This window comes from Aestuariibaculum sp. YM273 (assembly GCF_030908365.1).
In the GTDB taxonomy this organism is placed as follows: Bacteria; Bacteroidota; Bacteroidia; order Flavobacteriales; family Flavobacteriaceae; genus Aestuariibaculum; species Aestuariibaculum marinum.
Map to the genome: position 1 here is coordinate 2467254 of NZ_CP133090.1, position 25150 is coordinate 2492403.

17 protein-coding genes are annotated in these 25150 nt (G+C 36.5%); 6 read left to right on the forward strand and 11 right to left on the reverse strand.

The window, feature by feature from the left end:
- Nucleotides 1-4 precede the first annotated feature (4 nt).
- Both RBH94_RS10620 and RBH94_RS10625 read right to left on the reverse strand, forming a co-directional pair.
- Nucleotides 5-463 (reverse strand): MarR family winged helix-turn-helix transcriptional regulator, encoded by a 459-nt coding sequence (locus tag RBH94_RS10620; RefSeq protein WP_188224404.1) that lies wholly within the window; start codon nt 461-463, stop codon nt 5-7.
- Between the two features lie 208 nt (nt 464-671).
- Nucleotides 672-2441: a long-chain fatty acid--CoA ligase gene (locus tag RBH94_RS10625; RefSeq protein ID WP_307880877.1), complete on the reverse strand. Its 1770-nt coding sequence runs from the start codon at nt 2439-2441 to the stop codon at nt 672-674.
- A gap of 229 nt (nt 2442-2670) precedes the next feature.
- Here RBH94_RS10625 and ppdK point away from each other — a divergent pair, with 229 nt between their 5' ends.
- Nucleotides 2671-5406, forward strand: coding sequence for a pyruvate, phosphate dikinase (gene ppdK, locus RBH94_RS10630; protein ID WP_307880878.1), 2736 nt, complete (start codon nt 2671-2673; stop codon nt 5404-5406).
- Nucleotides 5407-5497: 91 nt separating this feature from the next.
- On the opposite strand, the gene RBH94_RS10635 is transcribed toward ppdK, so the two are convergent.
- Together RBH94_RS10635 and RBH94_RS10640 are read right to left on the reverse strand one after the other, a co-directional pair.
- Entirely contained in the window at nt 5498-7081 is a 1584-nt protein-coding gene (locus RBH94_RS10635) for a sulfatase (RefSeq protein WP_307880879.1), read from the reverse strand.
- A 2-nt stretch (nt 7082-7083) separates the two neighbouring features.
- On the reverse strand, nt 7084-8931 hold the full coding sequence (locus RBH94_RS10640; protein WP_307880880.1) for a sulfatase-like hydrolase/transferase: 1848 nt from the start codon (nt 8929-8931) through the stop codon (nt 7084-7086).
- Nucleotides 8932-9348: 417 nt separating this feature from the next.
- Here RBH94_RS10640 and pflB point away from each other — a divergent pair, with 417 nt between their 5' ends.
- The 4 genes from pflB (at nt 9349) to RBH94_RS10660 (ending at nt 15281) form a co-directional block, all read left to right on the forward strand.
- Entirely contained in the window at nt 9349-11574 is a 2226-nt protein-coding gene (gene pflB, locus RBH94_RS10645; protein ID WP_307880881.1) for a formate C-acetyltransferase, read from the forward strand.
- Between the two features lie 84 nt (nt 11575-11658).
- Nucleotides 11659-12414, forward strand: a complete 756-nt coding sequence (gene pflA / locus RBH94_RS10650; protein WP_307880882.1) for a pyruvate formate-lyase-activating protein — start codon at nt 11659-11661, stop codon at nt 12412-12414.
- A gap of 69 nt (nt 12415-12483) precedes the next feature.
- The gene (locus RBH94_RS10655) at nt 12484-13986 is read left to right on the forward strand and encodes a DUF3360 family protein (protein WP_307880883.1); all 1503 of its coding nucleotides are present in this window, start codon (nt 12484-12486) and stop codon (nt 13984-13986) included.
- A gap of 38 nt (nt 13987-14024) precedes the next feature.
- A complete protein-coding gene (locus RBH94_RS10660; protein WP_307880884.1) occupies nt 14025-15281 on the forward strand; it encodes an OFA family MFS transporter in 1257 nt (418 codons plus the stop codon).
- A gap of 67 nt (nt 15282-15348) precedes the next feature.
- Here the strand turns inward: RBH94_RS10660 and purL are convergent, their stop codons facing one another.
- From purL to RBH94_RS10680, 4 genes are all read right to left on the reverse strand, one after another.
- Nucleotides 15349-19011: a phosphoribosylformylglycinamidine synthase gene (gene purL, locus RBH94_RS10665; RefSeq protein WP_307883158.1), complete on the reverse strand. Its 3663-nt coding sequence runs from the start codon at nt 19009-19011 to the stop codon at nt 15349-15351.
- Nucleotides 19012-19127: 116 nt separating this feature from the next.
- Nucleotides 19128-19988 carry a fructosamine kinase family protein gene (locus RBH94_RS10670; protein ID WP_307880885.1) on the reverse strand — a complete coding sequence of 287 codons (861 nt, stop codon included), beginning with the start codon at nt 19986-19988 and terminating at the stop codon, nt 19128-19130.
- A 60-nt stretch (nt 19989-20048) separates the two neighbouring features.
- Complete coding sequence (locus RBH94_RS10675) at nt 20049-21038, reverse strand: endonuclease (RefSeq protein WP_307880886.1); 990 nt, start codon at nt 21036-21038, stop codon at nt 20049-20051.
- 53 nt (nt 21039-21091) lie between these two features.
- Nucleotides 21092-22306, reverse strand: a complete 1215-nt coding sequence (locus tag RBH94_RS10680) for an RsmB/NOP family class I SAM-dependent RNA methyltransferase (protein WP_188224395.1) — start codon at nt 22304-22306, stop codon at nt 21092-21094.
- A gap of 106 nt (nt 22307-22412) precedes the next feature.
- On the opposite strand from RBH94_RS10680, the gene RBH94_RS10685 reads away from it, so the two are divergent.
- Entirely contained in the window at nt 22413-23459 is a 1047-nt protein-coding gene (locus RBH94_RS10685; protein ID WP_307880887.1) for an oxidoreductase, read from the forward strand.
- Nucleotides 23460-23492: 33 nt separating this feature from the next.
- On the opposite strand, the gene RBH94_RS10690 is transcribed toward RBH94_RS10685, so the two are convergent.
- The 3 genes from RBH94_RS10690 to RBH94_RS10700 are packed head-to-tail and all read right to left on the reverse strand — an operon-like array spanning nt 23493 to nt 25028.
- Nucleotides 23493-23939 carry a hypothetical protein gene (locus RBH94_RS10690; protein ID WP_188224393.1) on the reverse strand — a complete coding sequence of 149 codons (447 nt, stop codon included), beginning with the start codon at nt 23937-23939 and terminating at the stop codon, nt 23493-23495.
- Between the two features lie 9 nt (nt 23940-23948).
- Nucleotides 23949-24446, reverse strand: a complete 498-nt coding sequence (locus tag RBH94_RS10695; RefSeq protein WP_307880888.1) for a hypothetical protein — start codon at nt 24444-24446, stop codon at nt 23949-23951.
- A gap of 30 nt (nt 24447-24476) precedes the next feature.
- Nucleotides 24477-25028, reverse strand: a complete 552-nt coding sequence (locus RBH94_RS10700) for an RNA polymerase sigma factor (RefSeq protein ID WP_307880889.1) — start codon at nt 25026-25028, stop codon at nt 24477-24479.
- Nucleotides 25029-25150: the final 122 nt, after the last annotated feature.

Here is a 25150-nt window from a genome sequence, read left to right on the forward strand (position 1 = left end):
ACTTCTAATCGTTTTGATTGTATATTTTTTTATTTGAAATCATTTCGTTGATCAAATCGGTAACTTCGTAAAAGTGTTTCAACTTGTCTTCAGAAATGTGGTTTTTAATGGTGTTATTAAATATTAAAACCTGGTTTTTAGCGTACTCTCTTTTTTCGCGACCAAATTCGGTGAGGTGAATAATAACACCTCGACCATCTTCAGGGTTGGGACGTCGTTCTATGAGTCCTTTGGTTTCCATGGTTTTTAAAATTCGTGAGAGACTGGTAGCTTCCATGCCCATTTTTGGCCCTAAGGCGGTTGAAGCCGTTCCTTTTTCAGGATCTATACTCAATAATGTAAAACCAGTTGCCATGGTACTTCCAAATTTAGCAGCTTCTTCGTTATACATTTTTTGTACAGTGAGCCAGGTTGTTCTTAATACATAATCAATGGTTGGTTCTTTAGGTGTTTTTTCTTTCATCTGTTATTGCTTATGGATTTACATAGGGGCAGATGTTGTTAGACGTCGCAACTAAATATGATTTATTGAAATGTGTTAGGGTGTAATTCATTTTAATTTATAAATTTGATGGTTCTTTCAAATATAAAAAAATTTATTATGCACGCATAATAAATGTGTGAATTTTAACAAAGTTACCTTAAGCTATTCGTATTAATTCAAAAAAGGATTAAGGGCGATAGATTTTCTCAATCAGGTCTTTATAAATTTCTTTAATCACCTTACGTTTTAGTTTCATTGTAGGGGTTAGGTGTCCGCCGTCAATAGACCAAGCATCTGGTGTGATTTCAAACTTTTTAATTTGTTCCCAATTACCAAAATCGACATTGGCAACATCAATTTCGGCCTGAATGCGTTCTAAGAGTTGAGGATTGGTAATCATATCTTCATTATTTTTAAAGATGATATGATGACGTTTTCCCCATTCTTTAACGAAATCGAAATTTAACTGAATTAAAGCAGCCGGCATTTTTTCGCCTTCACCAATAACCATGATTTGCTCGATAAAACGCGATTGTTTAAACTTGTTTTCTAAAAGCGCAGGAGCTACATATTTACCGCCTGAGGTTTTAAACATTTCTTTTTTACGATCAGTAATTTTTAAGAAGCCTTCTTTGTCTATTTCACCTATATCTCCCGTGTGGAAATATCCATCGGTCATCACTTCGGCTGTGCGCTCAGGATCTTTGTAATAGCCCATCATCACGTTAGGGCCTTTTACAAGAATTTCACCGTCTTCAGCAATTTTTACGTCAACATTGTCTATTACTTTTCCAACGGTCCCCACTTTAAACCCATGGTTTATCATATCGTTAACAGAAATAACCGGAGATGTTTCGGTTAGACCGTAACCTTCTAAAATGGTTAGTCCTGCAGCGGCAAAAATGCGAGTTAATCGAGGTTGTAAGGCGGCACTTCCAGAAACCATAATTTCTATGTTGCCTCCCAGAGCTTCCTGCCATTTACTAAAAATGAGTTTTCTCGCCAATTTTAGCTGAAATTCGTACCACCAGCCATTTTGTCCATAAGGTTCGTAACGTAGCCCTAAATTTACAGCCCAAAAGAAAATATTCTTTTTTAAACCGGTTAATTCAGCTCCTTTGGCAATAATCTTATCATATACTTTTTCGTAAAGACGCGGCACGGCAGTCATAACATGAGGTCTAACTTCCTTTAAGTTGTCACTCATTTTTTCGATAGATTCGGCAAAATAGATTTCAGCACCACAATACATATATAGGTATAAAATCATACGTTCAAATACATGACATACAGGAAGGAAACTTAGGCCTTTAGATTCTCCATGCTTAAAAGGTACATGGCGGTCACTATCTAGTACATTTGAAACTAAGTTGTTGTGAGATAACATTACGCCCTTAGGTGTTCCTGTTGTTCCTGAAGTATAAATAATAGTGGCTAAATCTTCAGCTTTAATACCGCTTTTTAGAAGTTCAACATCGTTTTGATTGCCTGAATCTTCACCCAGTTTTAAAATGTCAGACCAATGATTTGCGTCTTCAATGTCATCAAAAGTATAAACGCCCAATAGATTTGTATTCTTTTTGATACTGTTTAGCTTGTTTAAAACTTCAATATCAGAAACAAAGCAATAGGTAGACTCCGAATGATTTAAAATATATTCATAATCTTCTGAAGCAATTGTTGGGTAAATAGGTACATTTTGTGCACCAATTTGCAATACGCCAATATCCAGAACATTCCATTCGGTTCTGTTAGACGAGGAAATAATGGCAATTTTATCATTTGGTTTTACGCCTAATCGTAATAATCCTCGACTAATAGCATTCGCCTGGTCAATAAATTCCTGAGTCGATATAGATACCCACTCACCATTATATTTTGTCGTTAGTGCTTTGTCTAAATTATAAGTTTTTAACTGATAATATGGAAAGTCAAAAATTCTGGTAACGTTTGCCATTATTTAGTCTTAGTTTCTGGTACTGCAAAATAAAGAATTAAAAATGATTTTCAAATTTGAATCATTTTTGTTTTCAATGGCAAAATTCATGCCTGTTACAAAGGTATGTCAATAAATGTATTGATAATAAAATTTAATAGATTATAATATGATTTATATCATTTAAATGGCCGTCTGTATGAAGTACTTTTATGACACACTAAAGTGTCTAACTAAATGAGATAGTACTATGGAATTACTTGAAGCAGAAAAAACCAGAGTTTACCGGTTTGGTAATAAGGTTGCGGACGGAAACAGTAAAATGAAGAATCTTTTAGGAGGTAAAGGCGCAAATTTGGCAGAAATGAGTGCCATTGGTATACCTGTACCACCAGGATTTACAATAACAACCGAGGTTTGTACCGAGTATAATTTACTGGGAGAAGTCGCGGTTATAGATATGATAAGAGATGAAGTTGAAGCGTCAATAACAAATATTGAAACTTTAATGGGTAGCCGGTTTGGCGACAAGGAAAATCCATTGTTAGTATCTGTACGTTCGGGAGCGAGGGTTTCTATGCCAGGAATGATGGATACGGTTCTAAATTTAGGATTGAATGATGAAGTAGTACTAGGCTTAGCTCAAAAAACAAATAACGAACAATTTGCCTGGGATTCCTACCGTCGTTTTATTCAAATGTATGGCGGTGTGGTTTTAGGAATGAAACCTGCTTCAAAAGACGATATTGATCCTTTTGAAGAAATCATGGAAAACCTGAAAGGCAAACGTGGCATTCAGTTAGATACCGAGTTTAGCGTTCAGGATTTAAAAGATTTGGTATACGATTTTAAAGATGCTGTTAAAAAACAAACCGGACATAGTTTTCCAACCAATCCATGGGAACAACTCTGGGGCGCTATTATAGCTGTATTTAATAGTTGGAATGGCGATCGCGCTGTGTATTACAGAAACATGAATGGGTATCCAGCAGATTGGGGTACCGCTGTAAATGTGCAAGCCATGGTTTATGGTAATATGGGAAATGGTTCTGCAACGGGTGTTTGTTTTACCCGTGATGCCGGAACTGGTGAAAATGTATTCAATGGCGAATATCTCATTAATGCACAAGGTGAAGATGTGGTTGCCGGAGTAAGAACGCCACAACAAATTACTATTTTAGGATCTAAACGTTGGGCAGAACTGGCTCAGATTTCAGAGGAAGACAGAAAGGAAAATTATCCGTCTTTAGAAGAAGTGATGCCAGACCTTTTTAAAGAACTTGACGGCTATCAACAAAAACTTGAAAACCATTACCGCGATATGCAGGATATGGAATTCACTATACAGGAAGGCAAATTATGGATTCTGCAAACCAGAAACGGAAAGCGCACTGGAGCAGGAATGGTTAAAATAGCAATGGATTTATTAAATGAAGGTTTAATAGATGAAAAAGAAGCGCTACTTAGAATTGAACCTAATAAGTTAGATGAATTACTTCACCCGGTATTCGATACAAAAGCTTTAAAACGTGCGCATGTAATTGCTCAAGGGTTACCAGCTTCGCCTGGCGCAGCAACTGGTAAAATTGTATTTTTCGCTGATGAAGCTACCAAGTTTAAAAGTAGTATTCTGGTACGTATTGAGACTTCTCCTGAAGATTTAGAAGGCATGCATATTGCCAAAGGTATTTTAACCGCTCGAGGCGGAATGACCTCGCACGCAGCCGTTGTGGCTCGTGGTATGGGTAAATGCTGTATTTCGGGTGCAGGGGCTTTAAAAATCAATTATAAAGCACGAACCTTAACGGTTGATGGACATGAATATCATGAAGGTGATTGGATTTCGTTAAACGGATCTACCGGAAATATTATCGAAGGTAAAGTAGAAACGGTAGAACCCGAATTAAGCGGTGAATTTGCAGAAATCATGAAGCTATCTAATAAGTATGCTAAAATGAAAGTACGTACCAATGCCGACACACCAAAAGATGCTAAAATAGCAAGAACCTTCGGAGCAGAAGGTATCGGACTTACAAGAACCGAACATATGTTTTTTGAAGTCGATAGAATAAAAGCCATGCGCGAAATGATTCTTGCTGATACCGTTAAAGGACGTAAACAGGCGTTACAGGATTTACTGCCTATGCAACGAACCGATTTTGAAGGCATCTTTGAAGCTATGGAAGGCCTTCCGGTTACCATTAGATTATTAGACCCACCATTACATGAATTTGTGCCTCACCAGTTAGCAACGCAGAAAGAACTGGCAGAGGAAATGCATATTCCACTTCAAGCAGTTAAAAATAAAGTCGCAGAACTGGAAGAGTTCAACCCTATGCTAGGTCATCGTGGCTGCCGCTTAGGGAATACCTATCCTGAAATTACACAAATGCAAACCCGTGCCATAATAGAAGCGGCGCTTAATTTAAAAGAACGCGGTATTGTTTGTAAACCAGAAATTATGGTGCCGTTGGTAGGTACAGTTGATGAGTTTATCGCTCAGGAGTGTATTATTAGAGATACAGCGAAGATTATTTTTGAAGAACGAAATGATAAGGTTGAGTATTCTGTTGGAACCATGATAGAAGTGCCAAGAGCTGCATTGTTAGCCGATAAAATTGCAGAACACGCCGATTTCTTCTCTTTCGGGACAAACGATTTAACCCAGATGACGTTTGGATATTCGAGAGATGATGCTGGTAAGTTCCTGCCGATTTACATTCAAAAAGGGATTTTAAAAGTTGATCCTTTTGAAGTGCTTGATCAGGAAGGCGTTGGACAATTAGTAAAACTGGGAACCGAACGCGGTAGAAGTATAAAACCTAATTTAAAAGTTGGTATTTGTGGCGAGCATGGGGGAGAACCAAGCTCAGTAGAATTCTGTTATAACACAGGAATGAATTACGTAAGTTGTTCGCCATTTAGAGTACCAATAGCCAGATTAGTATCGGCGCAAGCCACCATAAAAGCAGAAAGAAGAGTTTAGTATATTTATATACTAGAGTTGATTATGTTTTAAATTAGAAAAGGTCAGGAACGCATTCCTGACCTTTTTGCTTTTTATAATTAGGACTTAATTAATTCCAGTGTGTTTTGAAAATCTCCTGCATGGTTGGGTATTGTTGATCAGTGTCCCCAACGGCTTCACGTTGTTTTATCAATTCAGCTTTCATGTTCTTAATAATGTCTTGGTATTCTGAATCGTTATAGGCATTATGATTTTCTTTCGGATCTTTTTCTAAATCGTAAAACTCCCATGCCGGTTCGGTAGTTTCTTTTGAAGAGCCTGTCATGTCCAACGATTGTCCGTAGAATAATGCCAGTTTGTAGCGTTTATTTCTAATACCGAAATGCCCTGGGCGTTCCGGGTGATTGGTCCAATAGCGGTAATACGCTGAGGTTCTCCAGTTTTCAGGTGTGTGGCCTTTAAGGTTGTTTCTAAAGCTTTGTCCTTGAAACGATTCAGGAAGTTTTATGCCGGCATAATCGGCAAATAACGAAGCAAAATCAATGTTTAAAATAATATCATCTAAACGACCGCCGGCTTCAATTTCTTTCGGATAACGAATAACAAAAGGCATACGAAGGGATTCTTCATAAATTAAACGTTTGTCGAAAAAGCCGTGTTCACCTAAAAAGTACCCTTGATCAGCTGTATAGATTACGATGGTGTTTTCAGCTAAACCAGATGTCTCTAAATAATCTAAAATCTTTCCAATATTATCATCTATTGCCGCGCCTGAACGCATAAAGTCTTTTATAAACTTTTGATAAGTTGCTTTTCTGGCTGTTATACTATCCATGCCTTTGGTGTAAAATGGTAAGCCTGGGTAATGGCACCACCAGTTTTCAGGATCGTTTGAAGCCTGCTCATAGCGCCAGCTTAAATTTTCAAGTTTTTGACCAATAATAGAACGCCCCGTAGTTTCTGGTGAAAAATCTAATAAAGATTCAGGCTCCGGAATTTCAATGTTTTCATACAGGTGATTATAGCGCTCTGGAAAATCGAAGGGTTCATGAGTTGCCTTAAAATGTGTCATGAGCATAAAAGGCTTGTCTTTATCTCTTTGATTCAGCCAATCTAAAGATAGTTGGGTAATGACATTGGTTGAAAAGCCTTTGTGAACATCCCATGCTTCGGCAGGCTTATTAAAATTTTCCGCAGTCCTTAAAATAGGATCCCAATAACGTCCTTGATCGTGCAAAATATTGTAATAATCAAATCCTGAAGGCTCGTCTTTTAAATGCCATTTCCCGATAATAGCGGTTTGATATCCATTTTTTTGTAGCACTTTAGCAACGTTCAAACTATCAGAATGTAAAGCATCACTTAAGGTATAAACCCCATTTTTGTTGCTATATTGCCCTGTAAGAATGGTTGCTCTGCTAGGGACACAAATAGAATTGGTACAAAAGGCGTTGTTTAACACCATGCCTTGGTCAGCCAGTCTTTCAATATTTGTATTCTGAACATAGTCTTCTAAAATGCCACCGTAAACACCCCAGGCTTGTGAGGTGTGGTCGTCGGACATGATAAATAAAATGTTTGGCCTTTCGGTCTTTTCTTCTTTTTTTGAAGAATTACAATTGACTAAAAGACAAGCAAAACTTAAAGCAAATAATAATTTAAAAGAATTTATATTTAGTTTAAATGGCTTCATAATTATTCTACAATAATTTCGTCTATAAAGAACCATGCAGGAAATCCAGCACCAGGATGCCCTTTAGGACAGTTGCCAATACCTTCAACTTTAACTTTGATGAATCGACTTTTTTTGTCCACATTTATTGTTAAATGCTCAGTTGAGTTTTCTGTTTTTGTTTTATTTTCTTCTCTTTTTATGTCTTTTGAAGAATTGAATGTTTTGCCATCGTCTGAAAAGCTAATTTCCATAGCATTAACAGGAAATATCCAGTTGCCGGAATTGATAAGTGAATTAACACTCACACTTTTGATCGCTTTTTCAGTATTTAAATCAATAATGAATTCTAAACTTTTACCTTCTTGACCAACCCATTGTCCTGAGGCATAATCGGTATAGCCTAATTTGCCATCAATTAATAAATCAGCATTGTTGTATGATTTGTTAAGAGTCGATGTCGCTTTAATGGTTTCACCAGCGGCTAAATTAGATACTTTTTCTATTTTCTTCGGAATATCTTCTTCGTGGCCGTGTTTCCATGCTAAAAACTCCTGGGTTAACTCTTTAACTTTTTCGGGGTATTTTGATGCAAGGTTTGTCATTTCAGAAACGTCCTGACTTAAATCAGACAAAAACAGGGCGTCTTCCTCTAAGTTTAATTCCCCTTTATGAGAGGTGTCTTTTGGAAAGCCAATAAGTTTCCAGTTGCCTTTTCTAACTACCCATTGCTTACCGTATTTCCAGAAAGCTGAGGTTCTTTTTGAAGCCGTATTTGGACGTTTAATCATCCCAGACATATCGATACCATCAATTTCGGTTTCAATTTTATCAAGCTTACAAAGTTTAGCCAGTGTAGGCATCCAGTCGATGTTCATTAAAAATTCATCGTTTACAATGTTTTCAGGTAAATGATTTTTCCAGCTGATAATTGTTGGGAGCCTGATACCGCCTTCAAATAAACTACTTTTTGCTCCTCGGTAAGGTCCAGCATTGCCACCGCCACCAAACGCTCGGGTTTCTGTAGAATAGCCATTATCAGATTGATAAATAATAATGGTATTTTCACGTATACCTAAATCATCTAATTTATCTATTAAAATTCCGATGCGTTCATCAATGGTTGAAATGAAGGCAGCATAATCGCCACGCGGCTTTTCCATGTTTTTATAGTAATCGCGCCATTTTTGAGTAGGTTGGTAGGGATAATGCGGCATATTTATGGCGTAGTACATAAAAAAGGGTTCATCTTTATGTTCTTCAACATAATTTATAGCCTTATCGGAAGCCAAATCTGGAAAGTATTGCCCGTCGTAAAACACTTCTTTTCCATTTTCATATAAATCGTGCGTATTAGGACCTTCCCAGTAAAAAAAGTGAGAATAATTATCGATACAACCTCTCAGGTGTCCGAAGGAATAATCAAACCCTTGTCCATTCGGACTCGAAGCTTCATTCATTCCTAAATGCCATTTTCCAATGTGTCCTGTTTTATAACCATTATCTTTAAATAACTCAGCTAAAGTATACTGCTCTGCAGGAAGCCCTGAACTTCCTGGTTCAGCTGACGTATTACCGGTTAACTCTGCATTTTGAGGATAGCGACCTGTTAAAAGTGCTGCTCTTGATGGCGCACAAACAGGTGCGGCAACGTAAGCTTGGGTAAATCGAGTTCCTTCCTGTGCCAGCTGGTCAATATTTGGTGAATAAATATCGTTTGCACCATAGCTACCTAAATCGATAGCGCCTTGGTCGTCGGTATAAATGACAATAACGTTAGGATTTTTAGAAGATTGGGCAAAAAGGTGCATTCCGGTTAAAACCAAAATGACTGAGAAATAGTTTTTTAAAGAATTTGAAATAAAATGCATTTTAATTCAATTAAGTTTTTAGGTTTTCGGTTAAAAATATAATAGCGACTAAAATTAAAATTAAAACTCAGATTTCATATTTTTTTAGACCAATGTTTATTATGGAGTCCTAAACAACTTTATTAAAAAAATTATTATATCTGTTAATTTTTATGAAAAACGAATGATTTTTTGCGAAAGTATGAATAATATGAGGTGTAAATTATAGGATGTTGTTCTTTCTGAAGCAAAATGAATAAAAGTGTAAATTATTCATTTTTTATCGAGGTTAATTCAAACGTTTTCGTTAATAATTTTGATTCCAAAGTGTTGATGCTTACTGGTTTTATGATAATTGTCATCTTTTTAGAAGTGTCTTGTTTCTACTTTTGAAGTAGCTTAAATAAATGATTATTATAATATTTAACCAGGCATAAAATGGAAACAAAAAGTTTAAAAGGTGGAATTTGGACAAAACAAGTCAATGTTAGAGATTTTGTATTACAAAACATCACACCTTATCATGGAACAGATCAATTTTTAGTAGGACCTAGCGAAAGAACACTCAAATTATGGGAAGTTTGTAAGCAAGCTATTCAGGAAGAACGTCAGCACAATGGGGTTCGTTCTGTAGATACCGACACTATTTCTACAATTAGTGCCTTTAATGCAGGATATATCGATAGAGAAAATGAAGTTATTGTTGGGTTACAAACCGATGAGTTGCTAAAACGTACTATGAAACCTTTCGGAGGTTTTAAAGTGGTTCAAAAAGCACTTTCAGAGCACGATTTACAACCAAGCGAGGTATTAACCGAATTATTTTCTAAGTATGTTAAAACACATAACGATGGTGTTTTCGATGCTTATAACGCCGAAATTAAAAAATACCGTTCATTAGGATTTTTAACAGGGTTACCAGATAACTACGCCAGAGGTAGAATTATTGGAGATTACAGAAGAGTCGCTTTATATGGTATTAACTATTTAATTGAGACCAAAAAAGCAGATTTAGCTAATATTAATGGTCCAATGACCGATGCTGTTATTCGTTTACGTGAAGAAGTAGCAGAGCAAATCAGAGCGCTTAAAGACATGATTGTTTTAGGAGCTAAATACGATTTAGATTTAAGTCGTCCTGCTGAAACAGCTAAAGAGGCTGTACAATGGACGTACATGGCTTACTTGGCTGCTGTTAAAGAACAAGATGGAGCAGCAATGTCTTTAGGTAACGTGTCTACATTCTTAGATATATACATTCAAAACGATTTAGAAGAAGGACTTATTACTGAGCAGGAAGCTCAAGAGTATATCGATCAGTTCGTAATGAAATTACGTGTGGTTCGTCACTTAAGAATGGGGGCTTACGACGAGATTTTCGCAGGAGATCCAACTTGGGTAACCGAAGCAATTGGTGGTATGTTTGAAGATGGCAGAACTAAAGTGACTAAAACGTCATTCCGTTTCTTAAATACATTATATAACTTAGGGCCATCACCAGAACCAAATATGACGATTCTTTGGTCTGATGATTTACCACAAAACTTTAAAGATTTCTGTTCTAAAGTAGCGATTGATACTTCATCGATTCAGTTTGAGAATGATGCATTAATGCGTAAGAGCAGAGGAAGTGATGACTATGGAATCGCTTGTTGTGTATCTCACCAGGCTATTGGTAAATCAATTCAGTTCTTTGGAGCCAGAACCAATTTAGCAAAAACATTATTGTTAGCTATTAACGAAGGTCGTTGTGAAATGACCGGAACCCCAATGGTTGATGGTATTGCTCCGCTAGAAGGAGAGTATTTAGATTATGATACTGTTATGGCTAACTTTAAAATTGCCATGAAACAAGTAGCACGAGTGTATAACGATTCAATGAATATTATCCACTACATGCACGATAAATACTATTACGAAAAAGCGCAAATGGCCTTAATCGATACCAACCCAAGTATTAACATTGCTTACGGTATTGCAGGTTTATCAATTGTTGCCGATTCATTATCAGCTATTAAATACGCTAAAGTAAAACCTATTAGAAACGAAGAAGGATTAACTGTCGATTTTAAAATTGAAGGTGAATTCCCTTGCTACGGTAACGACGATGACCGTGTAGATGCTTTAGCTGCTAATGCCGTAGCCGATTTTAACAACGAATTAAAACAGTTAGCTGTATATAAAGATGCAGAGCCAACCTTATCGGTATTAACCATTACATCTAACGTGGTTTACGGTAAGAAAACAGGAGCAACACCAGATGGTAGAGCTAAAGGAGTGCCTTTTGCACCAGGAGCAAACCCAATGCATGGTAGAGATTCTAAAGGCGCTATTGCATCGTTAAATTCTGTGGCTAAAATTAATTATCAAGATTCTCAGGATGGTATCTCAAATACCTTCTCTATTGTTCCAAAATCATTAGGACACAATGAAGAAACAAGAATAGAGAATCTAACAACAATTTTAGACGGTTATTTTTCTAAAGGCGCACATCACGTTAATATTAATGTGTTGAATAAGGAAACCCTTATCGATGCGATGGAGCATCCAGAGGAATATCCACAGTTAACCATTCGTGTTTCAGGATATGCTGTAAACTTTGTAAGATTAACAAAAGAACAGCAACTGGAAGTTATTACACGTTCTTTTCATGAATCCATGTAAACTTTTTTAATATCAATTTAAGTCAGAAATACCTGGGAGAAAGCGTCGACAAAACACCTTTCTTTCAGGTATTCTTAAAAGGTTATGTCTCTACACTATCAAGATAATATATTAAATGTTCACTCTGTTGAATCCTTTGGAACCCATGACGGGCCTGGTATTCGTATGGTTGTGTTTTTACAAGGCTGTAAATTAAAATGCCAGTATTGTCACAATCCGGATACGATAGATACCCATGGCGGAGAGGAATATCACATTGAAGATTTGGTTCAAATGGCGCTGAAAGTAAAACCTTATTTTGGAAAAAAAGGTGGTGTTACGGTTTCCGGTGGAGAACCCTTATTGCAGTCTAAGGCTTTAATTCCTTTTTTTAAACGATTAAAGGAAGAAGGTATCCATACCAATATCGATACCAACGGACGCATATTAAATCATTTTACAGAAGAATTACTTGATAGCTACGCCGATTTAGTGATGTTAGATATAAAACACATGACTGAAGAAGGGTTTGAGGCATTAACAGGTGTAAAAAATAAAGAAACGACATTCAATTTCGCTAAACATCGTGAAGCTTCAGGAAAACCAATGTGGTTAAGATATGTGCTTATCCCGGGTATAACCAACAAACCAGAGTTATTGCGAGCACTTGGAGAATACTTCCAAAACTATAAAACCATTGAAAAAATTGAATTACAACCTTATCATAAATTAGGTATCCATAAATGGGAAGCCTTAGGATGGGAGTATGAATTAAAGGATGCCAGAGAAAACACTGAAGAAGAAATTGACGATGCCGTACAAGTATTACAAAATTATTTTAAAGAAGTGAAAGTCAATTAAAAAGCAATGGATTAGATATAACTAAACTTATAATCAAATTAAACCAACTGACCCTTAATAATATTTCGAATGAAAACATATAAAGAAGCGCACAGACCGGCCTCAGATTTTGAAAGTCGATCTGAATATCTGGATCATGAATTACAAATCATGAAACCTAAACGATTCAGGCTTAATTTGCCAGGAAGAGATTTTAGATTTGAATGGGAAGATATAGTGCCGGCATTAGCTGGAACCCTTGGTATTATTGCCATGTATTCCTCTGTAATGATGGCCTGGGCTAACGGTCTTTCTGAAGCATGGGATCATGTAACTTTAGGTAAAGAATTTGCCATTGAAGTATCGCGGGTAGAAATGATTATACCTGCGTTTTTGTTTGTAATTCTGGCTTCCGGGTTTTTAAATCCAAGAGCTAATCTGGCCGGAAATCACGGTCCTATGATTCCTTTAATTGCCAGTATTGCTTTGGCAGGCGCTCACCCTTTGGCGTTAGCCATTTTAATTGGTGTTTTAGGACTCTTGCTTAGTGTTTTTAAATTAGGTTCACGACTGGTGGATTTAACCAGTAAAGGCGTTGCTGGTGGATTACTCATCTTTTTAGGATTTACTGGAGCCATTAGTCAGATAAATTCAATTCAATCCTGGGGTATGGGACTAGAATCTGAAACCGTAACCGCAGGTTCTATGGGATTTTTAGGATTGGTTATTCTGGCGGTAACCGTTATTTTATATAGTTATTTAGCCCGAATAGATAAACGCTGGTTGGCTATACCTGCGGCCGCAGCGGCAGCTTTAGTTATAGCATTGATTAGCGGAGCAGGGTTCGACCTTCAGTTTACAACAGAAATGGGACTTCCTAATTTAAATCCTGCGTATTGGTGGGGTAGCACCGAAGAAGGCTGGATGCTTGGTTTACCTACTGCTCAGCATTTTATAGCGTCTTTACCTTTTGCTATTCTTGCCGTAGCGATGTGGTCTCCAGACTTTTTAGGACATCGTATTTTTCAGGAGATGAATTATCCTAAAAAAACAGAAAAAGTATTAATGGATGTCGATGATACCATGACGATGTGTTCGTTCCGCCAAATGGTTGGAACCGCTGTTGGTGGTGGAAATATTACATCTTCTTGGGGTACCTATATGATTCCGGCAGCGATTGCGAAAAGACCTATTCCGGCAGGTGCTATTTTACTAGGACTTATGGTGATGGCTGTTGCCTTTCTAGGAAGCCCTATGGATGTTGCTGTCTGGCCTCCGGTAAGATGTATAGCGCTACTTGTTGGTGTGTTTCTACCTATGATTGAAGCGGGTATACAAATGGTTAAAAAAAGTACCTGTGCTCAGGCCGCCGGGGTGTGTATTTTTACAGCTATGGTAACCAACCCAGTATTAGCATGGGCGTTAGCAATGTTTTTAGATAATAATGGCTTAATAGGAGATAAAGACAGACCTAAAAATTTATCGATAGCCGATAAGTTTGTCATACCATTAGCAATACTTGTAGTTTGTGTTTCTGCTGTATTTACAGTGGGGATGTTTAAGGGTGTTTATGGTATACAATCTTTTTTATAGGAAATGAAATAAACTAATCAGACTTAAACTAAACCAATATGAAAGAGCAAAAGTTAAAAAACAGATGGTTAATTGCAGCTTCTGCAGTAGGTATACATATTTCAATTGGATCTGTTTATGCTTACTCTGTAATGACTAACCCCGTTAAAGATATTTTTGATGTCGATGGAGGTGTTGTAAAATGGGCTTTTAAAATCGCAATTCTTTTATTAGGATTATCTGCGGCCTTTTTAGGTCGTTGGGTTGAAAAAGTTGGTCCTAAAGTTAGTGGAACAACGGCAGGCATTTTTTACGGAATCGGTATTCTGGGATCTGGATTGGCCGTACAACTAGAATCCTTAACCTTATTTTATCTTTGCTACGGTGTTATTGGTGGTATAGGACTCGGGTTAGGGTATATTACTCCTGTAAGTACTTTGGTAAAATGGTTTCCAGACAGAAGAGGTTTGGCAACTGGAATGGCTATTATGGGATTTGGTTTTTCAGCTTTAATCTTTGGGCCTATTATGCAGTCGTTATTTAATGCTGTTGGAGTCGCAAATGCATTTTATATTTTAGGAATAATTTATATGATAATTATTCTATCATCTGCTCGATATATCGAGCGTCCTCCAGTAGGATATATGCCTGAGGGATATAAAGAGGGCGAAGGTAAAGTCATTAAAGCCGATATGGCAAATATAGATGCTAATGAAGCTTTAAAAACCAGACGATTCTATTATATCTGGATAATGATGTTTATAAACATTTCATGTGGTATTGCTATTATTTCTGCAGCAAGCCCGATGATGCAGGAGAAATTAAATTATACACCAATGGAAGCTGCTGCTATTGTTGGATTAATAGGGGTGTTTAATGGACTTGGTAGATTATTATGGTCTAGTCTTTCAGATTATTTAGGTAGAGCTAATACTTATATAGTATTTTTTGTTTTTCAAATACTGGCATTTTATTTCCTACCAAAAATATCTGTTGAGTTAACATTCTTAGTCATATTATTTACTGTGATAACCATGTATGGAGGTGGTTTTTCAACATTACCGGCATTTTTAGGTGATTTGTTTGGAACCAAACAGTTAGGTGCAATTCATGGTATGGTATTAACAGCATGGGCACTGGCCGGTGTTATAGGACCAACAATTTACGATGTGGTTAAATCGGCGACAGGATCTTTAGATACAACCTTAGCCGTCTTTTCCGGATTGTTCGTAATAGCCTTTATTGTATCGCTATTAATGAAGCAATTGGTGGTTAAAGCACAACAGAAGAAAGAGAAAGAATTAGCTTTGGCTTAATTTATATTTATTGGGAAAAAAACCTCTTCTTTTTAAAGAAGAGGTTTTTTGTATTATGACTTTTGAATTACTTATTTTCAATCCACTCTCTGGCGTTAACAAAAGCTTCAACCCAAGGCGATACTTCGTCTTGTCTGTTGCTTGGGTAGTGTGCCCAGTTCCATTGGAATGTAGAACGCTCAATGTGAGGCATCGTTACTAAGTGACGGCCTGTTGTATCACATAGCATAGCGGTGTTGTAATCCGATCCGTTTGGATTGTGTGGATATTCCGCGTAAGCGTATTTACCAACAATATTGTATTGGTCTTCAGATTCTGGTAAGTTAAATTTACCTTCACCGTGAGAAATCCAAACTCCTAAAGTGCTTCCAGCTAAGCTTGAAAGCATTACCGAGTTGTTCTCTTGAATTTTCACTGAAGTAAATGAACTTTCGTGTTTATGAGAATCATTATGAACCATTTTACCATGAACATCATGCTCAGGGTTAATTAATTCTAATTCCATCCATAACTGACAACCGTTACAAATACCAACCGATAACGTATCTTCACGTTTGAAGAAGTTTTTAATCACTTCGTTTGCTTTTTCGTTGTACTTGATGGCTCCGGCCCAACCTTTAGCTGAACCTAAAACGTCAGAGTTCGAGAATCCACCAACAGCACCTAAGAACTGAATGTCTTCCAACGTTTCACGACCAGAAATTAAATCGGTCATATGAACGTCTTTTACATCAAATCCAGCTAAGTACATCGCATTGGCCATTTCACGCTCAGAGTTACTTCCTTTTTCACGTAAAATCGCTGCTTTTGGTCTTGGCTTATTGGCATCGATTACAGGAAGTTTCCCTGTAAAGTGACTTGGGAAGGTGTACTGTAATGGTTGATTTTTATAGTTGTTGTAACGGTCTTGTGCTAAACCGTTAGCCGTTTGTTTTTGATCTAATAAGAATGATGTTTTGTACCACATATCACGTAAACGAGATACCGTCATGGTAAATACGTCCGTTCCGTTGATGATGCTTAGTACATCAGATTCTGTTACTTTACCAATGTTGAAGAAGTCAATATTAGCAGCAGATAACGCCGTTTCGATTGAAGCGTCTTTAGACTGAATGACTAAACCAACATTTTCAGCAAACAACACTTTAAATGAATCGTTTTCAGCTAAAGGTGTGATATCTAATTCAGCACCTAAATTGTTGTCAGCAAAACATAACTCTAACAACGTCGTGATTAAACCACCAGAAGCCACATCATGACCAGCAACAATTTGTCCGTCAAGAATCAATTGTTGAATGGTGTTGAATACGGTTTTAACGTAAGCAGCAGATTGAACATTTGGTGTGTCGTTACCAATTTTGTTAACCACCTGAGCAAATGAACTTCCACCTAATTTAAAGTTATCTTGAGATAGGTTGATGTAATACACATCACCAGCACCTTTTTGGAATACAGGCTCAACTACCTTATTAATATCAATACAGTTTGCTGCCGCTGAAATAATTACCGTTCCAGGAGCAATAACCTCTTCGTTAGGATATTTTTGCTTCATAGATAAGGAATCTTTTCCTGTAGGAACATTGATGCCTAAGTCGATCGCAAATTCTGAAACCGCTTCAACAGCTTCGTATAAACGCGCATCTTCACCTTCATTTTTACAAGGCCACATCCAGTTTGCCGATAATGAAACATTTTGTAATCCGTCTTTTAATGGCGCCCAGATAATGTTGGTTAAGGCTTCAGTAATCGAGTTTCTACTTCCTGCTACCGGATTAATTAATCCCGAAATAGGCGAGTGCCCGATAGAGGTGGCGATACCTTCCTTACCTTTATAATCTAAGGCCATCACACCAACGTTGTTTAATGGAATTTGTAATGGTCCAACACATTGCTGTTTGGCTACTTTTCCACCAACACAACGGTCTACTTTATTGGTTAACCAATCTTTAGAGGCTACAGCTTCTAATTGTAATAACTGGTCTAAATAATTGTAGAAGTTTTCTTTGTTATAAGCAACATCGGCATAATTGCGAGCTACTTTTTTATCATGCATGTACGTTTTTGGTGAACTTCCAAACATATCATCCATGGCTAAATCCATTGGTTTGTGACCGTTGGTCTTAGACTCGAAAGTGAAACGGTGATTACCCGTAACGTCTCCAACAGTATACATTGGTGAACGCTCACGATCGGCAATTTTTTGTAATGTTTCAATATGTTTTTCGGCAATCACTAATCCCATACGTTCCTGAGATTCGTTACCGATAATTTCTTTATCTGATAATGTAGGGTCTCCTACAGGTAATTTATCTAAATCGATGTGTCCACCAGTTTCTTCAACTAATTCCGATAAACAGTTTAGGTGTCCACCAGCACCGTGATCGTGGATAGAAACAATGTAGTTTTCATCGCTTTCAACCATACCACGAACCGCGTTAGCAGCACGTTTTTGCATTTCAGGATTCGAACGTTGTACCGCGTTTAATTCGATACCTGATTCGAATTCTCCAGTATCAGCACTTGATACCGCAGCACCACCCATACCGATACGGTAGTTTTCACCACCAAGGATAACCACTTTGTCGCCGGTTTTAGGGGTATCTTTTAAAGCTTGTTCAGCTTTTCCGTAACCAATACCTCCAGCTTGCATTATCACTTTATCGAAACCTAGTTTTCTGGCATCTTCTTCGTGCTCAAATGTTAATACCGAACCACAGATTAATGGCTGACCGAATTTGTTACCAAAATCTGATGCTCCGTTAGAAGCCTTAATTAAGATATCCATTGGCGTTTGGTATAACCACTTGCGCTCATCCATAGCTTGTTCCCAAGGACGATTTTCTTCCAAACGGGAGTAAGACGTCATATAAACCGCAGTACCAGCTAAAGGTAACGAGCCTTTACCACCAGCTAAACGGTCACGAATTTCACCTCCTGATCCTGTTGCAGCACCATTAAATGGCTCTACAGTAGTTGGGAAGTTGTGCGTTTCCGCTTTTAATGAAATAACAGATTCAAATTCTTTAGTTTCGTAAAAATCTGGTTTATCAGCAGTTTTAGGAGCGAATTGCTCAACAACAGGTCCCTTTACAAAAGCAACATTGTCTTTATATGCAGAAACGATATCGTTAGGATTGGTTTCAGACGTTTTACGAATCATTTTGAATAATGATGTCGGTTTTTCTTCACCATCAATAACAAATGTTCCGTTGAAAATTTTGTGACGACAGTGCTCACTGTTTACTTGTGAGAAACCGAATACTTCAGAATCGGTTAACGGGCGACCAATTTTTTTAGAAACACCTTCTAAGTAAGCTACTTCTTCATCACTTAAAGAAAGCCCTTCCTGAATGTTGTAAGCCGCAATATCTTCAATATCCAGAATAGATTCTGGCTTGATATCTATTGTGAATGATTCTTGATTTAAGCTGTTGAATTTTTCAGAAATCATTGGGTCATACCCTTTAAAATCTTCAGTAACAGCTTCGAATTCCTCAATTCGAATGATGTCTTCAATACCCATATTTTGAGTAATTTCAACAGCGTTGGTACTCCAAGGCGTAATCATAGCCGCACGTGGTCCAACAAAAAAAGCATCCAGCGATGCTTGCTCTATTTTTGGCTGATTGCCAAATAACCATGTTAATTTTGCAATGGTTTCGGTTGATAATTCTTTTGTTGTTTGAACGGCAAAAACTTTACCGGTTACGTTTCCAAAGAAATGAATCATTTTAGATGTATTATTGTTGTCATTTAGAAAATGCAAAAATACACTTTTTTAGTCATTTACGAGGCTTTTTTTATGAAAGCATTTTCGAATAATCTACACTGTGATTTTCAGGTCTTTTAAAAGTATTTTTTTAGTAAATTAATTACTGAGGGGTAGTAGCTTTTTCCGAACAAATTAAGGTGAATTAAGAGGTAATACAACTGATAAATCTCTATGCGACTGAAAGTGAATTCATCGGCAGGAATGCTATCGTGATATGCTTTATAGAAGTCTTCAGAGAATCCACCAAAGAGTTTAGTCATGGCAATATCTACTTCTGAATGTCCGAAATACATAGCCGGATCGATAAGAAAAGGCGTGTCGTTTTCTGAAATTAAATAATTACCACTCCATAAATCGCCATGCAAAAGTGAAGGTGTTATGTTTTGAAATAAGGGTTTAAGATTATTTAATATCTGTTCTTTTGAAGGACAATCTGAAGCAGAGAGCTGTTGCTTTTTAATAGACAATTGTAATTGAGGAAACAGTCGCTCATTAACATAAAACGTATTCCAAGAGTCGGTGGGTGTGTTTGACTGATTGAAGCTTCCAATGAAATTATCTTGTTGTAAACCAAAAAAGGAATTGGTGTTTTGATGAAGTGCCGCGAGTCGCTTTCCTAAAGTTTTAAAATCTTCTGATGAAGGGGATTTACTTTCAATAAATTCCAGAAGTAAATAAGATGTGTTTTCGAATGTAGAACAATCAATAACATTTGGTGTAGCAATTGTATTCGTTTTAGCTATGGTTTCAAGAGCTTCAGCTTCGGTTTGAAACATATGCAAAGCATTGGGGGCTGTATTTGTTTTAAGAAAGTAACTTTGGTTAGAAGTTACGAATTTATGAGCAGAAGAAATATCTCCTCCAGAAACAGCATGTATCGATTCAATGTATTCATTGATTACGGTTGAAATATGAAAAACAAATTTTTCAGTCATACCATAAAAATAAAAAAAGACCATCGATAAGATGGTCTTTCAAGTTGATGAATTTGCAATTTATTGTTTTATCAGTTTCTTCGTAATGGTGCCGGAATCTGAACTTAATTTCATTAAATAAACGCCTCTAGTGAGTTGGCTGATATCAAGTTTTTTAGTATTCTCATTTAGGTGTTGTTTTAGAACTTCTTTGCCCAAAACATTATAGATTATTGCATCTAATTCTTGCGTGGCAGATATGTAAACGAAGCGTTCTTTAACCGGGTTAGGGAAAACTGTCAAGTCAAGAGGAGAAGCGGTGTTAGTTGAAAGGTTACCATCCCATGTATTTTCAGCTGTTGTGCCACCCCATATAACAGTCGCGAGATATGGGTTGTCTATAAAAGGGTTTCGGTTACCTTGCACGGCACTAATCACACTATTTCTATGATCTTCAAAAGAAGAAACAGGATCTTCAGCGTTCCATTCTAAAAATAAGTTAAGCGTTCCAACGTCCTCAAATGGTTCGTTATATCTTAAATTGATATACATAATCATTCTGGCTACATCGCCTTTCCATTCATCTCCTGGATACCAGGAATTCGTGTAGGAAGTATAACTTCCAGAACCACTGCTAAAAGGCTTGTTGGCACGGTTGGAATTTATGTCTATATCGCAGGATCTTAGATGATATAAGTCGCCTTCAGCATTACTGTTATCTAATAATGATCTGGGGTAGATGTGTTCCGTGTTAAAAGTTTGAGGCGTATTTGGATTATTGCCTGATAAATATTCTAATTTTGATCTGCTTTCTCCAGAATAAACCAAAATAACATTGTTAGAGTTACTTAAGTCTTCATCGGCATCATAAAGGTAATCGTGTCTATCTGAATAGGAAAGAAAGTTAGTATGCTTGGCGATTGTAGCTGTCGCTAAGTCATCATACAAAGCATTACCGGTTAAACTAAAGTCTACATCACTGTAATAAGCCTGTAGTTCCGATGGAGGTGTTAACTGAGCAAAAGCAAAGGTTGAAAGGAGGAAGGAAAAAAACAAGTAAAGCTGTTTCATCTGAATCAATTTATAGGTGTTTGATGGTCAGATGAAACAGTATATGTTTTGAATTAGGCTTTCTTTTCTAAAAGGGCCATATAAAATCCATCGTAACCAGATTTGTGCGATAATACTTTATCGTCTTTTACAAATATAAAGTCTTTTCCGGATTCTGATGTTAAGAATTTTTCAACTTGTTGTTGATTTTCAGATGGTAATACTGAGCAAGTCGCATAAACTAACTTTCCACCAGGTTTAACCATTCTTGAATATTGTTGCAAAATGTCTTGCTGCGTAGTTTTAATTTTTTCTAAAAAACTTTCTTCTAGTTTCCATTTAGAATCAGGGTTTCTTCTCAGGACACCTAAACCAGAACAAGGCGCATCAATTAACACTCGATCGGCTTTATCGTAAAGTTTTTTAATCACTTTGGTAGAGTCGATAGCACGAGTTTCAATATTATGAGCACCATTACGCTTGGCACGACGCTTTAGCTCATGTAGTTTGTTAGCATAGATATCCATTGCAATAATTTGTCCTTTGTTTTCCATTAAAGAAGCAATATGCAAAGTTTTACCACCAGCACCTGCGCAAGTGTCTACAACCCGCATCCCTGGTTTTACATCTAAGAAATCGGCCACTTTTTGAGACGATGCATCCTGAACTTCAAAAAGTCCGTTTTTAAATGCTTCAGTAGAAAATACATTTGCACGGTCCTTTAATTTTAAAGCGTACGGATAATTGGCTAAAAATTCGGTTTCAATATCGTTATCAAATAATTCAGCCTGAAGTTTTTCTTTGGTTGTTTTTAAGGTATTTACCCTTAAAATAACATCGGCTTGTTCGTTTAAAGCTTCAATTTCTTTAGTCCATACTGCGGCACCTAATTCTTTTTCCCCTAAGTTGTCAATCCAGTCTGGGATAGCTTCTTTGAATTTTCTAATTTTAGATAATTCATCGAAACGTCCTTTAATTTTGCGGGTTGGGGTGTTTTCAAAATATTTCCAATCGGGTAATTTAATACCTTTAAGGGTTGCCCATACAGCAAACATACGCCACAGGTTATCTCTGTCAAACGGTTCTTTAACTTCAGCAATTTCAGCGTAAAGGCGTTTCCATCGTACAATATCATAAGTAGTTTCAGCCACAAAAGCACGGTCACGGCTACCCCAGCGTTTGTCGCGCTTTAAAAGCTGTTGAATTACTTTATCGGCATATTTCCCTTCGTTAAAGATTAGGGTTAAACCATCTATAACTGCAAAGCATAAATTTCTGTGTAATCGCATTGTATATAAAATATGAGGCTGCAAAGGTACATTTAAAAGTTAATTTGTTTATAGCTTTAAGTTTTTATTTACATAGCTTTTATACTTTTAGTAAAAATTAAGACTTATGAAATACTTGTTAATTACCTTTTTGTTGGTAATATCTTTATGTTCTTGTGAGCAAAAAGCTGAGTTTATTGCAAGAGATTTTAAATCTGTAGATGTTGAAACGATTCTGGAGGATTCGTTGTTAAGCGTTCGAGCGATTGAAATTTTAAATGATAAAAGTCTGGCTTTTGCTGGAAACAATGGGACTTTCGGATTGTATAATCCGAATACAAAAATGTGGCAGACTTCTGTTCAGCAATACGATTCTTTAAATCTTCATTTTAGAGCTGTTGCACATACAGCAACCGATTTTTTTATGTTGAGTATTGAAAATCCTGCATTGCTTTATAAAACGGGCGATGACGGTAGAATGGAATTGGTGTACAAAGAAACAACCGAAGGTGTGTTTTATGATGCTATGACCTTTTGGAATAACGCCGAAGGCATAGCTGTTGGAGATAGCGTGAATGGATGCTTGTCTATTATAATTACCCGAGATGGTGGACAGACATGGAATAAAGTTTCATGTGAGGAGCTTCCTCAAGCTGAAGAAGGTGAGGGGGCTTTTGCTGCGAGTAATACTAATATTGCAGTAATTGGGGACAAAGCCTGGGTAGCAACGACAAGAGGCAATGTGTACTTTACTGAAGATAAAGGAAAAACTTGGATTGTAACAAAAACACCTGTAATTCAGGATGCTGAAACCGAAGGGATATATTCAATTGCTTTTTATGATGAAAATGTAGGCTATGCTATTGGTGGTGATTTTACAAAGCCAGATGCTAATAAAGCTAATAAAATAAAAACGGTTGATGGTGGTAAAACCTGGAATATTGTAGCTGATGAGCAAGTGCCGGGTTATAGGAGTTGTGTACAGTTTTTACCAAAACGTGAAGGAAAAGAATTGGTTGCTGTTGGCTTTAAAGGTATAGATTATAGTAAAGACGGAGGTGAATCGTGGGCGCATTTAAGTGATGAGAGTTTTTATACTATTCGATTTATAAACGACTCAATCGCTTATGCAGGAGGCACTAAGCGTATAGCGAAACTAACATTTAAGGAATAAAAAAAGGAGCTTTTAAAAAGCTCCTTTTTTTATTTATTGTTTTTTTGACTTTAATTTCTTTTCCAAATAGCTATCAAAGAGACGTTTTTTAAATTCTTTCTCAGCGCCTTTTAGCAATAAAACCTTTTTGGGTGATAAAAATTTAAGAAGATCTCGATCTAATTTATCATCAGCATCTAATCGTTTTCTTTCGCAGGCGCTTAAACTCTCAAGTAATTCTTTTGCCTTTTCATTGGATAAATCTTTAGTGTTCTTTTTTATTTTGTACTGAATTCCGTGTATTTCATTTCTTAGTTTCGATGACACTTCTTCATGCTTGTTATAAATAGGCCAGAACTTTTCAGCTTCATCAGGGCTTAAATTTAAGCGCTCTGATATAAATGGAATTTTAAGTTCTTTAAATTTATCACCATGGCCTTGTGCAAAAACACTTGCTGAAATAAAAAGAATCAATATGGGGAGGATTAATTTTTTCATCATAACAAACTTTTAATTAGTCATCATACCTTCAAGGTCTACATCAGAAAGAATGTAGTCTTCAAAGGTTGTTTCATCAATTTTTACTTCTTTAAAATTTTCTTTTGCCAGGTCTTCTGCGGTTAATGTTGATGCTATTTCGTATAAATCTATATCTTCATTTAAAAGATAACTTTCTACCGTTTCATTGTCTACACCATCTAACATAGGTTTGGTGTTTTGAATAGAAAGCGTAAATAATAAGGTAATGGCTGCAGCAATACTTGAAGCGTAAAGTAGATTTTTTCTACTAAACAACGGAATGACCTTAGCTGTTTCTTTTTCTGAAACCTGACTAAGTATATTGTCTTCCAGCGTATTTAAATAATTTTCAGGCATTGTAAAACCAGAAGAATCTGCCGATGCTTTAAGTTTGGCTTGAGTAAACAGCCTGTCTTCTAAAGTGTCGAAGTAATTCTCAGGGACTTTAAATCCTGAATTATTGATATTATGTAATTTTTCCTGACTCATATAAGTAAGACTTTATTTTTTTCTAAAGGTTTAATCTTTAGTTAAATAAGCTTCTATTTTTTTTGTTGCAATATGGTACGATGCTTTTAATGCACCCTCACTGGTTTCTAGTATTTCCGACATATCCTTGAATTTTAAATCCTGAAAATACTTCATATTAAAAACCAATTGTTGTTTTTCTGGTAAGGTAGCTATAGCTTTTTGTAATTTAAGCTGAATGGCATCACCTTCAAAATACACATCGGATGTTAAATTATTGATAGCTAATTGCTGTACCTCCTCGTTAGTGGTTTGCAATCGCTTAGCATTTTTATTAATAAATGTAATAGACTCGTTAGTAGCTATACGATACATCCAAGAGAATAGTTTACTATCTCCTTTAAAATTATGAATATTTTTATAAATCTTAATAAAAGTATTTTGTAAAACGTCGTCTGCATCGTCGTGATACTTAACTATATTTCGGATATGCCAATACAAGCGCTCTTTGTAAAGCGTTATAAGGTGTCTAAAAGCTTCTTCTTTTTCTGAATCAGATTTTAACTGCTCTATTAATAAATCTTCGTCAATCACAAAATGCATTAAAAATTAGACCTATAAAATTACAGAAAGTTTAATGCGTTGATTATAAAAATAAGTTAAAATGAATTGGGTAAGTTTCTTTAAATCTAACATTGAATAAAAAAAAGGATAGAAACCCGAGT

Coding starts and splice junctions, on each gene's coding strand:
- RBH94_RS10660 (WP_307880884.1), top strand. CDS start 14,025: ATGAAAGAGCAAAAGTTAAAAAACAGATGGTTAATTGCAGCTTCTGCA.
- RBH94_RS10685 (WP_307880887.1), top strand. CDS start 22,413: ATGAAATACTTGTTAATTACCTTTTTGTTGGTAATATCTTTATGTTCT.
- RBH94_RS10700 (WP_307880889.1), bottom strand. CDS start 25,028: ATGCATTTTGTGATTGACGAAGATTTATTAATAGAGCAGTTAAAATCT.
- RBH94_RS10690 (WP_188224393.1), bottom strand. CDS start 23,939: ATGATGAAAAAATTAATCCTCCCCATATTGATTCTTTTTATTTCAGCA.
- RBH94_RS10670 (WP_307880885.1), bottom strand. CDS start 19,988: ATGACTGAAAAATTTGTTTTTCATATTTCAACCGTAATCAATGAATAC.
- RBH94_RS10635 (WP_307880879.1), bottom strand. CDS start 7,081: ATGAAGCCATTTAAACTAAATATAAATTCTTTTAAATTATTATTTGCT.
- RBH94_RS10695 (WP_307880888.1), bottom strand. CDS start 24,446: ATGAGTCAGGAAAAATTACATAATATCAATAATTCAGGATTTAAAGTC.
- RBH94_RS10675 (WP_307880886.1), bottom strand. CDS start 21,038: ATGAAACAGCTTTACTTGTTTTTTTCCTTCCTCCTTTCAACCTTTGCT.
- pflB (WP_307880881.1), top strand. CDS start 9,349: ATGGAAACAAAAAGTTTAAAAGGTGGAATTTGGACAAAACAAGTCAAT.
- RBH94_RS10655 (WP_307880883.1), top strand. CDS start 12,484: ATGAAAACATATAAAGAAGCGCACAGACCGGCCTCAGATTTTGAAAGT.
- ppdK (WP_307880878.1), top strand. CDS start 2,671: ATGGAATTACTTGAAGCAGAAAAAACCAGAGTTTACCGGTTTGGTAAT.
- RBH94_RS10680 (WP_188224395.1), bottom strand. CDS start 22,306: ATGCGATTACACAGAAATTTATGCTTTGCAGTTATAGATGGTTTAACC.
- RBH94_RS10640 (WP_307880880.1), bottom strand. CDS start 8,931: ATGCATTTTATTTCAAATTCTTTAAAAAACTATTTCTCAGTCATTTTG.
- purL (WP_307883158.1), bottom strand. CDS start 19,011: ATGATTCATTTCTTTGGAAACGTAACCGGTAAAGTTTTTGCCGTTCAA.
- pflA (WP_307880882.1), top strand. CDS start 11,659: ATGTCTCTACACTATCAAGATAATATATTAAATGTTCACTCTGTTGAA.
- RBH94_RS10620 (WP_188224404.1), bottom strand. CDS start 463: ATGAAAGAAAAAACACCTAAAGAACCAACCATTGATTATGTATTAAGA.
- RBH94_RS10625 (WP_307880877.1), bottom strand. CDS start 2,441: ATGGCAAACGTTACCAGAATTTTTGACTTTCCATATTATCAGTTAAAA.